Consider the following 15,190-nt stretch of genomic DNA (forward strand, 5'->3'; position numbering starts at 1 on the left):
ATCGTGTGCTGCCGATTTTTCTATAAGAATCCTATGAGTTATCTTCGCAAAGGCGAAGTTTTGCTAACCTGGCACTTAGCGGTATGATGCACCACATCTTTTGCGCAGTATGGTTTGCGATATTTGTTACTTAAGAGGATTGGTATGAAATTTCTGGTTACCGGAGCCGCGGGTTTTATTGGCTTTCACGTCTGCGAACGCCTACTGAAGGCAGGCCATCAGGTTGTAGGTATTGATAATCTGAATAGCTACTACGATGTCAGCCTGAAGCAAGCCCGACTGGATCTTCTGGCTTCTGAGAATTTTACGTTCCACAAACTCGATCTCGCAGATAACGCAGGCATCGCATCACTCTTTGCTGATGAGAAGTTCGATCGCGTCATTCACCTCGCCGCTCAGGCAGGCGTGCGCTACTCCATCGAAAATCCGCACGTGTACGCTGAATCCAACCTGATGGGTCATCTGAATGTCCTGGAAGGCTGTCGCCACAACAAAGTTCAGCATCTGGTGTACGCCTCGTCCAGCTCCGTTTATGGTCTGAACAGCAAGATGCCGTTCTCCACTGACGACTCCGTTGATCACCCGGTATCGCTCTATGCCGCGACCAAAAAAGCCAACGAGCTGATGTCCCACACCTACTCGCATCTTTACGGCCTGCCCACCACCGGGCTGCGTTTTTTCACCGTGTACGGCCCATGGGGTCGCCCGGACATGGCGCTGTTCAAATTCACCAAAGCTATGATTGAAGGCAACAGCATCGATGTCTACAACTACGGCAAGATGAAGCGCGACTTTACCTATATCGATGATATCGTCGAAGGAATTATTCGCCTTCAGGACGTTATTCCGCAGCCAAATCCTGACTGGACGGTTGAAACCGGCTCTCCTGCGACCAGCTCCGCGCCTTACCATATTTACAATATCGGCAACAGCGAGCCGGTTGAACTAATGGATTACATCACCGCGCTTGAAGAGGCGCTGGGCATCGAGGCGAAAAAGAACATGATGCCTGTGCAGCCGGGTGACGTACTGGAAACCAGCGCCGACACCAAACCGCTGTATGACGTGGTCGGCTTTAAGCCACAAACCTCGGTCAAAGACGGGGTGAAGAACTTCGTTGACTGGTATCGCGATTTCTACAAGGTATAAAAACAAAAAAGCCCGGCGATGCCGGGCTTTTTTATATGCACTGTTATGCGTTAATCAGTCACTACCGAACAGGTCGCGGGTGTAAACCTTATCCGCTACGTCCGCTAGCTCTTCGGCCATACGGTTAGAGATGATCACATCAGCTTCTTTCTTGAACGCATCCAGATCGCGCACCACGCGAGAGTGGAAGAACTCGTCTTCCTTCATCGCGGGTTCGTAAATCACAACCTGTACGCCCTTCGCCTTGATACGCTTCATGATCCCCTGGATAGAAGAGGCGCGGAAGTTATCAGAACCGCTCTTCATGATCAGACGATATACGCCGACCACTTTCGGATGGCGCGCCAGAATGGAATCAGAGATGAAGTCTTTACGCGTGCGGTTCGCATCAACAATCGCTGAAATCAGGTTGTTAGGCACCGCCTGATAGTTTGCCAGCAGCTGTTTCGTGTCTTTCGGCAGGCAGTAACCGCCGTAGCCAAATGATGGATTGTTGTAATGATTGCCAATGCGCGGATCGAGGCACACGCCTTCGATAATCTGACGGGTGTTCAGCCCCAAGCTCTCGGCATAGCTGTCCAGCTCGTTGAAGTAAGCTACGCGCATCGCCAGGTAGGTGTTGGCGAAGAGCTTGATCGCTTCGGCTTCGGTGGAGTCGGTGAACAGCACCGGGATATCTTCTTTGATTGCGCCTTCCTGAAGCAGCGCCGCAAAACGCTCGGCACGCTCAGAGCGCTCACCAATCACAATACGGGATGGATGCAGGTTATCGTATAGCGCCCTTCCCTCACGCAGGAACTCCGGTGAGAAGAAGACATTATCAATACCCAGTTCTTCTTTGATCGATTTAGTGAAGCCCACAGGAATGGTCGATTTGATGATCATCACCGCGTTCGGGTTGATCGCCGTAACGTCTTTAATCACCGCTTCGACGCTGGAGGTGTTGAAGTAGTTGGTTTTTGGATCGTAGTCGGTTGGCGTGGCAATGATGACGTAATCAGCATCGCGGTAGGCATCTTCTTTATCCGTCGTAGCACGGAAATTCAGCGGCTTGTTTGAAAGATAATCCTGGATCTCTTTATCAACAATCGGGGAGATCTTCTGATTAAGCATGTCCACTTTGGCCTGCACGATATCCAGCGCAACCACTTCATGATTCTGCGCAATCAGAATACCGTTTGAAAGACCAACATAGCCTGTTCCGGAGATTGTTATTTTCATTCGTTCAACTTCTTCAAGTATGAGTGTCAGGAGGCACAGCCGCGCCACCGCAATAAACAACTGTTGAGGTTTTTACCTCTTATGTTTATCGACTGTCAAGGCGAATGCCTTGCTACAGAGAGGTAATAATACAGAGGTTTATTCTGCATTGAGGGAACCACCCTGGACAAAGCAAGACATCCGGGGGAACGACGCGATAAAAAAAGCCCGGTAATGTTTACCGGGCCTCGCTATCGGACTGGGTTAAATCAGATTAATCCAGCCATTCGGTGTGGAACACACCTTCTTTATCAGTGCGTTTGTAGGTATGGGCACCGAAGTAATCACGCTGCGCCTGAATCAGGTTGGCAGGCAGAACGGCAGCACGGTAGCTGTCGTAGTACGCCACAGCGGCAGAGAAAGTCGGAACCGGAATACCGTTCTGAACCGCATAGGCAACTACGTCACGCAGCGCCTGCTGGTATTCATCAGCAATTTTCTTGAAGTACGGAGCCAGCAGCAGGTTTGCGATGCCCGCGTTTTCAGCGTATGCATCGGTGATTTTTTGCAAGAACTGCGCACGAATGATACAGCCCGCGCGGAAGATCTTCGCAATTTCACCGTAGTTCAGATCCCAGTTGTTTTCGTCAGACGCAGCACGCAGCTGAGAGAAGCCCTGAGCGTAGGAAACAATTTTACCCAGATACAGCGCGCGACGCACTTTCTCGACGAACTCTGCTTTTTCACCGGCTGGTTTAGCCTGCGGGCCAGATAGCACTTTAGACGCCGCAACGCGCTGCTCTTTCAGAGAAGAGATATAGCGAGCGAAGACGGATTCGGTGATCAGAGACAGCGGCTCGCCCAGATCCAGAGAGCTCTGGCTGGTCCATTTACCGGTGCCTTTGTTCGCAGCTTCATCCAGAATCACATCAACCAGGTATTTACCCTCTTCATCTTTCTTAGTGAAGATATCTTTGGTGATGTCGATCAGGTAGCTGTTCAGCTCGCCTTTGTTCCACTCGGTGAAGGTCTCTGCCAGCTCTTCATTGGAAAGGTTGAGGCCACCTTTCAACAGAGAATAGGCTTCTGCGATCAGCTGCATGTCGCCGTACTCGATGCCGTTGTGAACCATCTTCACATAATGACCCGCACCGTCCGGACCGATATAGGTCACGCACGGCTCACCATCTTCAGCGACAGCGGCGATTTTGGTCAGGATAGGTGCAACCAGCTCATACGCTTCTTTCTGGCCGCCAGGCATGATGGATGGGCCTTTCAGCGCCCCCTCTTCACCACCGGAAACGCCGGTACCAATGAAGTTAAAGCCTTCAGCAGACAGTTCACGATTACGACGGATGGTGTCCTGGAAGAAGGTGTTACCGCCATCAATAATGATGTCGCCCTTTTCCAGATACGGCTTCAGTGAGTCGATGGCTGCGTCTGTGCCAGCGCCCGCTTTAACCATTAACAGGATACGACGAGGCGTTTCCAGAGATTCAACAAATTCTTGCACCGTGTAGAACGGAACCAGTTTCTTGCCTGGATTCTCGGCAATCACTTCTTCGGTCTTTTCACGGGAGCGGTTGAATACGGACACGGTATAACCACGGCTTTCGATGTTGAGCGCCAGGTTGCGCCCCATCACTGCCATACCGACAACGCCGATCTGTTGCTTGGACATTACATACTCCTGTCTTGGGGATAATCACTGCGGTGCGATGCAGTTTGAATGTATATACGATGTTAACTCAAGCCTGTTACGTATGGATAGCCTTTGGTGCGCTAACGCGTATACCAGAGAAATTGTGGAGCAGAACACGCAGTCACCTTTATTCTTTAATCAACATCGCTAAATATTGACCATAAGAGGTTTTCTTTAGCTTTTCCGCCTGGATAGCGATGTCATCGGCGGTTAACCATTTTTTACGAAAAGCAATCTCTTCGAGGCAAGCTACCTTCATACCCTGACGCTTCTCAATAGTGTGAATATACTGGGAAGCTTCAATAAGGCTGTCGTGATTTCCAGTATCAAGCCATGCGAAACCACGCCCGAGAAGACCGACTTCTAGCTCACAGCGTTCAAGGTACATCTGATTCAAAGTTGTAATTTCAAGCTCACCGCGCGCAGAGGGTTTAACCTGCTTAGCCATTTCCAGGACATTGTTATCGTAGAAATAAAGTCCTGTCACTGCCCAGTTTGATTTTGGTTTAAGCGGTTTTTCTTCGATAGATAACGCTTTGTAGTTCGCATCAAACTCTACGACTCCAAAACGCTCCGGATCCTGAACCTGATAGCCAAATACCGTCGCGCCACGCGTCTTACTTGCCGCGTCCTCAAGTTTCTTACTGAAACCGTGGCCAAAGAAGATATTGTCTCCCAGCACTAGCGCACATGTATCGTTGCCTATAAATTTCTCACCGATAATAAATGCCTGAGCTAGGCCATCTGGCGAAGGTTGGACGGCATAGGTAAAATTAACCCCAAATTGTGAGCCGTCTTTCATCAGACGCTGGAAAGCAGGCATATCTTCAGGAGTGGTGATAATTAAAATATCGCGAATTCCGGCCAACATTAATACGGAAACCGGATAGAAAATCATAGGCTTATCGTAGATCGGCAGTAATTGCTTCGAAACGCCCTGAGTAATCGGATACAGCCGCGTACCGGAACCTCCCGCTAATACAATACCTTTCATCGTTCTAACCTCGCTTATTTCTTTAGCCCTAGACGCTCGCCAGCATAAGAGCCATCAAGCACTCGTTGCCACCACGCTTCATTGTTAAGGTACCAGTGGATAGTCTTCTCGATTCCACTTTCAAACGTTTCCAGCGGCACCCAATCGAGATCGCGCTTAATTTTACTAGCATCAATGGCATATCGGAGATCGTGTCCAGGACGGTCAGCCACAAAAACGATCAGCTCAGCAAAACTTTGGATATTTGCTGGCTTTTTAACGATCATTTTGTCGAGAATTGCGCAAATGGTTTTTACAACGTCGATATTTTTCCGCTCGTTATGCCCACCAATACAGTAGGTTTCCCCATCTTTCCCTTCCGTTGCAACTTTGTACAATGCACGGGCATGATCTTCCACATACAACCAGTCACGAACCTGTTCACCATTGCCATATACCGGAAGAGGCTTTCCTGCCAGTGCATTGAGAATAATCAAAGGGATCAACTTTTCAGGGAAGTGATACGGACCGTAGTTATTAGAACAGTTAGTAATAACCACAGGCAAGCCATAGGTGCGGTTCCAGGCTCGAACTAAATGATCGCTACCAGCCTTAGATGCGGAATAGGGGCTGCTTGGTGCATAGGCCGTTTCTTCTGTGAATAGCCTTGTGTCGTCTTGGAGATCGCCAAATACTTCATCAGTAGAAATATGATGGAAACGGAATTTCGCTCTCCGGTTCTCATCCAGCGTAGAGTAGTACTGCCGTGCCGCTTCAAGTAACGTAAATGTGCCGATAACGTTAGTATTTATAAAAGCTGCCGGGCCATCTATAGAGCGGTCAACATGACTTTCGGCAGCCAGATGCATCACAATGTCCGGCTGGAAATCGCGGAACAGTTTTGTGATTCCGTTAGCATCAGTGATATCGGTACGTGAGAAAGAATAGCGGGGACTATTTGCTATAGCGGTAAGAGATTCAAGATTGCCCGCGTAGGTTAAACAATCCACGACACATATAGTATCCTGGGTTTGGTTAATAATATGACGAGCAACAGCAGATCCGATAAACCCTGCACCACCAGTTATGATTATTTTCATATTCCCTTCACTATTTTGAGCTAAAGATTAATCACTGTTCTTAATCCAATTGATTCAGGAACAATCAATAAGCTCCTTTTCTCAGCAGGACAACGTTAACGGTCTTAAAAAGAATGACTAGATCATTCCACAAAGACCAGTTTTTAACATACCAGGAGTCAAAGTAGACACGCGTGGTATAGTCAACATCGTTACGACCACTCACCTGCCATAACCCAGTCATGCCTGGCTTCACCATAAGATAATACTCAACGTCATCAGCATAACGTTCCAATTCTTCGTGGATAACCGGACGTGGACCAACTAAACTCATCTCACCTTTAAGTACGTTAAATAACTGAGGTAACTCATCAAGACTCGTTTTACGGATAAAGTGACCAATGGCAGTGATGCGCGGATCGTTTTTCAACTTAAAATCTTTTTCCCATTCAGCACGGGCTTCAGGATCTTTCTCAAGTAATTCTGCAAGGATCTCTTTTGAATTGATGTTCATAGAGCGGAACTTATAACAGTCAAATTTCTCACCACGGCGCCCAATTCTCGTATGGGCATAGATAGCCGGGCCGCCATCGCGGGAAACTTTATACCATAAGTAAACAAGCAGCGGCGATGAGACAAGAAGAATGCCCAATGTGCAGACGATATCGAAGGTTCTTTTGATAAAGCGGGACGTCATTTTTGACAGATTATTATGAACCTGAAGAAGTAAAACCTCATGGCTAAAAATAAAGGACATGCTAGTTCCGTATAAAGGGAATCCTCTCAGAGAAGGGATAATGATAACGTTGCGGCACTTATGTTTCGCAAGGAATCGTAACCAATTTTCAAATTTATCTTTTTCGTCAAAATCGCACGCGACAACAAACTGCGTTGAAAAAGAATTATAATGACTTAGCAATGTCTCTTCATCTTTAACAATCGGACACTCTTCCATCATATCGGCTGTCGCATCAAAATCACAAAACGCATCAATTTTGAAACCAGACACTTCATGGCTTTGTAAAGCATAATAGGCTTCACGCGCGTTTCGTCCGGAACCTAAAATAACAGTGCGCTTTTTCCAGCAGCCAAACTTATTAAGAATGATTTTTGTAATTTCACGGGATAACGGAACCATAATGATGGCATATAGCCAACAGTAGGCCCAAATATAGCGAGAAAAGTGCCATTTAGAAAATGCCACTAATGCAAGGTCGAAGATCGAAAAAATGACAATAGTACGAAGTGTTTCTTTAAGTTCAGACCAGAAGGGTTTCTTTTGTGCATAATGACGTAAACGGACGCCAAACCAAAACACACACATTACAGTCAGAATAAAGTGTGATAACACCCTCACATCAATCTGTCGAATTGGCATAAAGGTATTTAAATCGCCAATAAAAAACATGACGGTTAAAAAGGAAAGCCCCAAAGAAACATTAAGCCAAAATAAATCCGATGCAATTAAGGCCCCACGGCAAATGAATTCTTTCTTTTGATCTTTAAATACGCTAATTTTCATTGTTTAATCCCTGACATAAATCGACTGATTTATGCCGTGGTCATTATTTTTCCGGATGAGTATAACTGTTCTGTACTCGCGCAGCCTGAGTATTGATCAGTGACTCAGAATATTGAGCCCAGGCACTATCGACATACTTACTAATCTCGTCACGGAAACGCTGCTCTGAGAAGGTTAAAGCATGTTCGCGACAGTCTTCTGGCTTAATTTTATCGGCGTATTTTTCAAAAGTATTCACGGCTTCGCATATAGCGTCTGCGGTTTGTTCAAAGAAGAACAGCCCCGTCGGTTTATCGCTACCAAGGGGTTTAACCGTTTCAAGGCACCCGCCTTTACCGTACGTAATGACCGGCGTACCGCTTGCTTGTGCTTCTACAGGTGAGATACCAAAATCCTCTTCTGCGGCAAATACGTAAGCTTTGGCACGCTTCATATAGTCGACCATGGCAGCATCATCCTGATAGCCGAGTAGCGTAATATTATCCGTCGCCAGCTGTTTGATCTTATCCATCTCAGAACCATCACCGATAACCACTAACTTTTTATCAGGCATTTTGGCAAACGCACTAACAATAAGATCAACACGCTTATAAGGCACCATGCGACAAGCAGCCAGATAGAAATCCTCTTTTTTTTCACTGAATTCAAACTTATCCGTATTCACCGGCGGATAGATGACGTCTGCTTGTCTGCCATAAACTTTGTTAATGCGACGTGCAATAAATCGCGAGTTACCAATAAAATGATTAACGCCCGCAGCAGTACGGTAATCCCAAATACGAATCTTATGCAGGAGATACTTGGCAAGCCAGCCTTTAAGACCTTTGTTCAGGCCAGATTCACGCAAATACTGGTGCTGGAAATCCCAGGCATAACGAATAGGCGAATGGACATATGACACATGAATCTGGTCAGGGCCTGTAATCACCCCTTTAGAAACAGCATGACTGCTTGAAATAACGACATCATAAGCTGACATATCAAGCTGTTCAATTGCTAATGGCATCAACGGCAGATAAGACTGGAATTTTTTTGCTGCAAATGGTAAATGCTGAATAAATGTAGTAGTGACTTTTTTATTATTAAGAAAATGTTTGTCTTTCGGCTTCAAGAAATCACATACAGCGAAAACATCCGCATCGGGATAACAACGTAAAATTTGCTCAACCACTTTTTCAGAACCCGCATAGGAACTGAACCACTCATGAACGATTGCTACTTTCATTGCGCTTCTCATCAATTAGCTTAAACATTTTTTCAGTGCGTGACTGGTAAGTATATTCTCGGGCAAGCTCCTGACATTTCTCCACAGAAATCCGATCGCCAGAGGTAATATTTTCCAGAGCTGAAATAAACTCAGCGGGGGTGTGGGCAACGCGAAAATAGTCTTTAAAGTCACATAAGGACGCTAAATCGACACTCACCACTGCCTTCCCTGCCGCCAGATACTCAAAGAACTTCATAGGGAACATTGAAGCAGTATATTCATTCAAATTATTAGGCAGCAAAGTTGCGTCAAAGCCCTTCAGGTAACCAGGCAACTGCTGGTACGCCCTTGGCCCAATTAAATGAATATTTTTATGGCGGGTAAGTTGAGTCGCATCAGTGTTCGGATCTCCTTCGCCAACATCGCCAATCATCACGAGCGACCATTCCGGATGAGCTTCTGCAATCGCTTCCAGGAGAGAGAAATTCACCTTATAGCCGCTAATCGCGCCAATAAAGCCAATTCTTGGCTCCGGGATCGCGTTCAGGTCGGCAGGAACGGGCAGTTGATCATCCAGCGCTTTTGAAAAGTGATTATAGTCAGCTACGTTAGAGAAGTAATAGACCTCATCGCTCCAATGCTTTCTTGACTTCAGAAGCGTCAGAGAAGTGACAAAGGTAATGTCTGCGCGACGTACAAGCTCTTCCTCTGCATCCTGAAGGATCTCTACCGGCATTCCAGGCTGAGCTTTAATTTCGTCGACACAATGATAAACAACATAACCGAAATCGCCCGGCTCCAGAAAACGCGTTGTCAACGGGTTATAGGTCCATAGCGTCTCGTCTTTGAATTTTAAACGCCAGCACCAGAATTTGAGCGCGCTGCTCAAAATCAGCTTATTAAGCTTACGCACAAAAGCGTAGTTATTAAATGGGATGGAAATTGGTGACCATACCCAGACATTGTCGCGTACTTTTCGAGGTGCTTTAATCGCTTTAAGAACCCGGCGGAAGATACGCGAAAGGTCTTTCTTATTTACACTAGGTCGGCGCAGTCCCAGAGACTCTATGTAAAGAACACGGTGCCCACGGTTTGCCAGCTCTAAGGCAACATGCTGTTTATTTGTCCAGAATGGGTTGTCCCAGTCTGCCGTGGATAAGACGACGATGTCTTGTATATCTTTATTTTTTTTCATAAAAATACGCTATCTCAGTCCCTTTTTTAGGAAAATCCCTTTAATACCATTTCGGTACAATGGGAATAACATTGCCCATAACAGACTAAATATGAAGAAAATGATGCCATTTATTAGCAATTTGAAGAAGACGCTTACTGCTTCGGTGATGTAGTGATTCAATGGGAGCATCAGTAAAGTATAAATTACTAAACCTGGAGCAATCTTCATTATCGCAGGAATTAGATTCTTAGCTATTTTTAAATAACATGCGCTGCATACAAACATGACCAGACCATAAATAGAATTGCCGACACCTAGTCCGAAAGCGCCCCATATCTTATATGTTGCAAGGTTAACAACTGCATTACTGAGTAATGCAATGATCATCACTATTAAAACCTGTTTGTTATTCAGATGCGCACTTAATGCTTTTATGAAAATATAACCGATCACCTGAGCCCAAAGTCCGATACACATCCCCTGAATGATATCAGTAGTGACGACTACAGAATGTTCGTTAAATTGCCCTCTCATAAACAATATGACTACAATATCTTTTGCATACATAAAGATAAAGAAGGACATGTTTAAAGATAGGAGTGCTAACCAGTTATATATAGTGGTGACTTTCTCTCTGACAATTTCAGGAGATTGTGAAGACCAAACGGGTAATCCTGCAAAAGCGATAGGAACCGATAAAATGAAAATAACCGTATCTGTAATAAAACGCGCATAGTCTAAGCCTGAAACCACATCAATGCTAAGTAACGATGCCAGCGCTCTTTCCAGAGTAATATTGCCCTGGAGAATAAGTGGTAGAAGAAGTAATGGCCGAAGCGTTATCCAAAAACTGTGCATAACTTGCTTAACTTCGGTCAAATCGAAGCGATCAGGCAAGTTAAGAATGTTGCCCCTTTTCGCTCTGATTACCGCCCAAATGCTAAATACGACGTAGCTTCCGGTAAAGCCCCAAGCCAACAGTAAATAATTATTATAATAATAAGCCGCTACAACACCTATTAACATGCCAATGTTCTGAATTGAAGCACGCATTGACATAGGTTTATAGTCATCATGCGCCATCGATATATAATTTATCAATCCAGAACACAAATAAAACGGACAACAAATGGCCATAATTTTGAACAGTTCGTTCGTCATTTCACGGGCATTACCATTTATTCCCGGCGCCATGACGCCAACCCAATAATCCGACAGGAAGAAAAGAACAAAAAAAAGCAGTAGCGATATCACGGAAAAAAATAAAAACATGCATACCTTGAAGGTCGATGCACGGAATTCATTCTCAGTGAGATATTTTTTATATAATGGAATGAATGCTGAATTAAGGCTGTCACTGGTCATAAAATTGATTGGTACTAAGGTTCCCGTCTGTGCAATACGGTAAGCCCCATTGATATCACCTGTACCAAAAAATTTTGCCATCAAAACTTCCCTGACCAAACCAAGGACCTTCGAAAGCATATTGCCGCCAAGCAGCTGGCTAATGGCTTTTTTCATTGTGGTTTGTTACTCATCATTCTATCGAGCAATGTTTGATATCTATTAGCCATTGTACTTAAGCTATAATCGTAAGTAACAAAAGAGCTCCTTTTTTCAAGCACCTCTTGAATTTTACAATCTATTTCATTTACATTAGTAGAAAAAATCAAGTTATTTAAAGCACCAGGATTATTAATCGTGGTTTTAAAATTATTGCCAACGACAATAGGTAAGCCTGAAGTCAACGCCTCAAGCATATTCAAGGTTAGACCGACTTCAATCCGATCGCTTAAGAATAAAAGACAATCTGAAGCCGAAAGGTACTCGCTTATTTGCACTCTTGTTTTATTACCTACTAATAAAACCGAATCAGTTATACCCAGAGAGTGTACATAATCTTGTATTTGTTTTCGATGAGGCCCATCACCAACAATTATTAGAAACGAGTGTTTGTTTAGTTTTCTATATTCATTAAAGAGTTTAATAGCGCTTAGAACGCCCTTTTGCTTATGTAACCGTGAAACTGAAAGGAAAACCTTTATGTTGGTTTCGATATCGTGCTCACTTCTTTTCAAAAGACGTCGACTTTCGTCATATCCAAATAGAGCATTATCTACACCATTATTGATGCACACACATTTATTTTTTTCGAAAAAATGTGACAAAATGCCTGATGTTAGCTGCTTATATACGTGACCTCCAACAGCTACAACTTTGTCGAATCGGTTATAACTCAGGATATCTTTTACAATCCAGGAGAAGTTTCTGACACTACCTATCATTGATTTAATATTTTTCGATCTAAACTTCGATACTATTTCTCCTAACGAAGTTCCGTGAGCCTGGAAAATAAATTTAACATTTGGAAACTCTTTTTTGAGCTTAACAATCTCGTAAGCTCCGGAGCTAACACTAATTACCGAATCAATATTTTTTTCAAGAATTATTTTTCGTGCTTCTAAAGAACTTCGACTCCACCAATAACGACTATATTTACCTGAGGGACTGCCAGCGACATAGCTAACAGCGAAGTTTTCATTCTGTTGTTTTTTTTCTGGTTGAATATCAGTTGTTAGAACAGTAACGTCGTTATTTGAATTTTTGGCCAACTCTGATACTAAATCTAATGTAATAAGCTCCATACCACCAAGTGTATGAACGGGTAACGAGCGGCAAACAATAAGAATATTATGTTTCATGTGCAGCCTATTATAAAAGTTTTTGATATATATTTTCTAATTTTTTTGTTTGTTGAGATAAGTTAAACTTTTGATTAACAAATTTACGCGCATTAGTCCCCATAATAAATCTTATATTTTCATTATTAGATAAGTATGAGATACGATCTGCAAGCTGCTTATCATCTCGCTCTTTAACTAAAAATCCAGTTTGCTCATCGATAATCGCCTCTGGTATCCCACCATGCTGAGTACCGATGACAGGAACACCGGTCACTGCCGCTTCAAGAAGAACCATACCCAACCCTTCAGCATCACCGGTTTTCGCTGTAATGCTTGGTAAAACCAACATGCTGGCTTTACGCATCCATTCCATAACATCGACGTGGGGCAACGCGCCTGTAAAAGTAACGGTTTGATCCAGACCAAGGGATGTGACCTGAGCCTTTAGCCCATCCAATAACGGCCCTTCTCCTATAATCACAAGCTTAACATCAGGATTTGATACCTTTACCTGCTTGACTGCGTTGATTAAAACGGCCGTCCCTTTTTTCTCTACCAGCCTTGCAACATGAAGGATAATGCCTTGATCGTCCTCTTTTGCACGCGGCTGATATTTATTCACATCGATACCAATATAGTGCTGAATGATTTTGCTTTCCGGGAAACCGTGTTGCAGTGCCTGACGGGCAATGAAATCTGAAACACAAATAAACTTATCGCCCTGACTTTTAACTTTGTTTTGATGGAGAAGATAATTAATCCAGGCTGGTGACCGGGACGCCAGTAAATCCTTATTACTGACCGTCACATCAAATCCATGAAGTGTCGTCACCAAAGGAATATCTCTCTTCTGCGCCAGCTTTAAAGCATAAAGACCATCGATCGCAAAGTGTGCATGAATGAGGTCTAAGGGCTGTGATTTTAAAACAGACTGATAAGGCAGCGGCGACGTGGTGAGCGCATTCAACATTTCTGCGAGTTTACCGTAAACATTTCCATGTTCATTCAACACACATGCGACTGAGCCCTTTGGTTTTGTCCCAATGAGGCGTCTACCAATATAGCATTTATCAAAACTCTGTAGTGCTTCAGCCTGTTGCTGAATAAAAACTTCCGAACCTTTAAAAAGCTGATTCCTGAAAATACCGACCGTTTTCATTCCTGTACCCTATTTTGCCGATTAATCGGTAAATTTGCTGCCAGACAAAGCCCAAGCATTACGGCTAACACGATCATCTGGTGTTGCTCACCTATTAAGCCAAAGTTTTCGCCAAATCCGTGAGCAAAAAGCCAAGAAAGTACCATCAGGAAGGAAAAGCCGATGTTTTTTTGTTCATCATTTGTGCTTCGTATTGCTCTCAAAGCAACCCCAATACTGCAAAGGATAAAACCTAGCCCCAGCATTGAAGCAATAATTCCTGACTTAGACCATAGGTAAATAAGCGTGTTATGTGGCGGAAGGAAATAATCAGTGTGCTTACTGTAATCGGCTTCCCAACCACCGTAGCCCTGCCCCATCAGTGGATTATTTAAAAATGCGTCAAATGCATAGTTCCATATCTCGTAACGTGTTTCAGCCGTATCCGTGGATTCTTTTAAAAAACCGCTTTGTTCGGTAATGCTGAAAACAACGCTTATAACGATTAATACTATGGCAAACGAGGCGCCTACTGAACTCAAAATGACGCGTGTTGAACGCTGAAGTTTCAGATAGAAAATAAACGCGGGAATAAGTATCGCGAAAAGGACGCCCGCTTTGGAGCCGGTAAAAAATACGGTTGCCCAGAGCAGAATAGCCATCATAAGCGTGATTTTTGATTTCAACGCCTTGTAAATGCCCCAGGCCATAAAGGATGAGATCCCTGTATAACAGGCAGCAGCATTGGCATTAACGAACAAAACCCCACCCGCTTTAACCGGATCGTAAAAGTTATTCCTGGCTCCATCCAATAAGCTCTGAAGCGTATTCATTCCCATCGTATATTTACTTACAGGGGACAACACTACCGCCAATTCGAGTGACTCATTAAATCTAAAGATGATGACCGTAATCGCCTGCAAGCAAACAAAAAATAGCATCACGTTGATAGTTTTATACAATGCAACTCGATCTTTAACCGCTAAAACGTAGACGGCGTTTGAGATGATGATAAATTCACACAAATAGGCAATATCACGAATGCCCATCGATTTCTCAACCGACCACGCAAGGCTTACGGCGCTGATGATAATCAGGCCAAGAAGCATAATATTCGTAGCTTTTGCTAAGAACCGGTTTGCATTAATAATAAATTCAGGCAGGAGCAATGCCGGAAGCAGAAATGCCATTGGAACATCGGCTCCACCTAATTGCACCAGATAGAGCTGCGGGATACTACATACCAGCACCATTAACAACCTGATGCGTAGGGGCAGAGCGAGGAAAACAAAAAAGAAAATTAAACCTACGATTGCCGCTAATAAGACTTCTATCATTAATATTTTCCCACGCGATTAG

At 44.2% G+C, this 15,190-nt stretch carries 12 protein-coding genes; 1 reads left to right on the forward strand and 11 read right to left on the reverse strand.

Annotation, left to right across the window (positions count from 1 at the left end; genetic code table 11):
* The first annotated feature begins 144 nt into the window (after positions 1–144).
* Positions 145–1,149, forward strand: coding sequence for an NAD-dependent epimerase (locus tag ACSVHP_RS10135; RefSeq protein WP_447551816.1), 1,005 nt, complete (start codon positions 145–147; stop codon positions 1,147–1,149).
* A 54-nt stretch (positions 1,150–1,203) separates the two neighbouring features.
* On the opposite strand, the gene ugd is transcribed toward ACSVHP_RS10135, so the two are convergent.
* The 11 genes from ugd to ACSVHP_RS10190 form a co-directional block, all read right to left on the reverse strand.
* On the reverse strand, positions 1,204–2,370 hold the full coding sequence (gene ugd, locus ACSVHP_RS10140; protein ID WP_447551817.1) for a UDP-glucose 6-dehydrogenase: 1,167 nt from the start codon (positions 2,368–2,370) through the stop codon (positions 1,204–1,206).
* Positions 2,371–2,623: 253 nt separating this feature from the next.
* Complete coding sequence (gndA, locus tag ACSVHP_RS10145) at positions 2,624–4,030, reverse strand: NADP-dependent phosphogluconate dehydrogenase (RefSeq protein WP_182381304.1); 1,407 nt, start codon at positions 4,028–4,030, stop codon at positions 2,624–2,626.
* Positions 4,031–4,178: 148 nt separating this feature from the next.
* Positions 4,179–5,045: a glucose-1-phosphate thymidylyltransferase RfbA gene (gene rfbA / locus ACSVHP_RS10150; RefSeq protein ID WP_447551818.1), complete on the reverse strand. Its 867-nt coding sequence runs from the start codon at positions 5,043–5,045 to the stop codon at positions 4,179–4,181.
* A 14-nt stretch (positions 5,046–5,059) separates the two neighbouring features.
* Positions 5,060–6,124 (reverse strand): dTDP-glucose 4,6-dehydratase, encoded by a 1,065-nt coding sequence (rfbB, locus tag ACSVHP_RS10155; RefSeq protein ID WP_447551819.1) that lies wholly within the window; start codon positions 6,122–6,124, stop codon positions 5,060–5,062.
* 64 nt (positions 6,125–6,188) lie between these two features.
* On the reverse strand, positions 6,189–7,625 hold the full coding sequence (wbaP, locus tag ACSVHP_RS10160; protein ID WP_447551820.1) for an undecaprenyl-phosphate galactose phosphotransferase WbaP: 1,437 nt from the start codon (positions 7,623–7,625) through the stop codon (positions 6,189–6,191).
* A gap of 43 nt (positions 7,626–7,668) precedes the next feature.
* Positions 7,669–8,850, reverse strand: a complete 1,182-nt coding sequence (locus tag ACSVHP_RS10165) for a glycosyltransferase family 4 protein (RefSeq protein ID WP_447551821.1) — start codon at positions 8,848–8,850, stop codon at positions 7,669–7,671.
* Positions 8,828–10,027 carry a glycosyltransferase gene (locus ACSVHP_RS10170; RefSeq protein ID WP_447551822.1) on the reverse strand — a complete coding sequence of 400 codons (1,200 nt, stop codon included), beginning with the start codon at positions 10,025–10,027 and terminating at the stop codon, positions 8,828–8,830. Before ACSVHP_RS10170 ends, ACSVHP_RS10165 begins: the two co-directional genes overlap by 23 nt.
* Before the next feature lie 9 nt (positions 10,028–10,036).
* On the reverse strand, positions 10,037–11,530 hold the full coding sequence (murJ, locus tag ACSVHP_RS10175) for a murein biosynthesis integral membrane protein MurJ (protein ID WP_447551823.1): 1,494 nt from the start codon (positions 11,528–11,530) through the stop codon (positions 10,037–10,039).
* Complete coding sequence (locus ACSVHP_RS10180) at positions 11,527–12,711, reverse strand: glycosyltransferase (protein WP_447551824.1); 1,185 nt, start codon at positions 12,709–12,711, stop codon at positions 11,527–11,529. The genes murJ and ACSVHP_RS10180 overlap by 4 nt, the downstream gene beginning before the upstream one ends.
* A gap of 10 nt (positions 12,712–12,721) precedes the next feature.
* Positions 12,722–13,852: a glycosyltransferase gene (locus ACSVHP_RS10185; protein WP_447551825.1), complete on the reverse strand. Its 1,131-nt coding sequence runs from the start codon at positions 13,850–13,852 to the stop codon at positions 12,722–12,724.
* Positions 13,849–15,168: an O-antigen ligase family protein gene (locus ACSVHP_RS10190; protein ID WP_447551826.1), complete on the reverse strand. Its 1,320-nt coding sequence runs from the start codon at positions 15,166–15,168 to the stop codon at positions 13,849–13,851. Before ACSVHP_RS10190 ends, ACSVHP_RS10185 begins: the two co-directional genes overlap by 4 nt.
* Positions 15,169–15,190: the final 22 nt, after the last annotated feature.

This window comes from Enterobacter sp. 186315 (genome assembly GCF_053290175.1).

Bases quoted from the DNA above. Each gene is read 5' to 3' on its own strand.
- ACSVHP_RS10185 (WP_447551825.1), bottom strand. From the start codon at position 13,852: ATGAAAACGGTCGGTATTTTCAGGAATCAGCTTTTTAAAGGTTCGGAA.
- ACSVHP_RS10165 (WP_447551821.1), bottom strand. From the start codon at position 8,850: ATGAAAGTAGCAATCGTTCATGAGTGGTTCAGTTCCTATGCGGGTTCT.
- ACSVHP_RS10135 (WP_447551816.1), top strand. From the start codon at position 145: ATGAAATTTCTGGTTACCGGAGCCGCGGGTTTTATTGGCTTTCACGTC.
- ACSVHP_RS10170 (WP_447551822.1), bottom strand. From the start codon at position 10,027: ATGAAAAAAAATAAAGATATACAAGACATCGTCGTCTTATCCACGGCA.
- murJ (WP_447551823.1), bottom strand. From the start codon at position 11,530: ATGAAAAAAGCCATTAGCCAGCTGCTTGGCGGCAATATGCTTTCGAAG.
- gndA (WP_182381304.1), bottom strand. From the start codon at position 4,030: ATGTCCAAGCAACAGATCGGCGTTGTCGGTATGGCAGTGATGGGGCGC.
- wbaP (WP_447551820.1), bottom strand. From the start codon at position 7,625: ATGAAAATTAGCGTATTTAAAGATCAAAAGAAAGAATTCATTTGCCGT.
- rfbA (WP_447551818.1), bottom strand. From the start codon at position 5,045: ATGAAAGGTATTGTATTAGCGGGAGGTTCCGGTACGCGGCTGTATCCG.
- ACSVHP_RS10190 (WP_447551826.1), bottom strand. From the start codon at position 15,168: ATGATAGAAGTCTTATTAGCGGCAATCGTAGGTTTAATTTTCTTTTTT.
- ugd (WP_447551817.1), bottom strand. From the start codon at position 2,370: ATGAAAATAACAATCTCCGGAACAGGCTATGTTGGTCTTTCAAACGGT.
- ACSVHP_RS10180 (WP_447551824.1), bottom strand. From the start codon at position 12,711: ATGAAACATAATATTCTTATTGTTTGCCGCTCGTTACCCGTTCATACA.
- rfbB (WP_447551819.1), bottom strand. From the start codon at position 6,124: ATGAAAATAATCATAACTGGTGGTGCAGGGTTTATCGGATCTGCTGTT.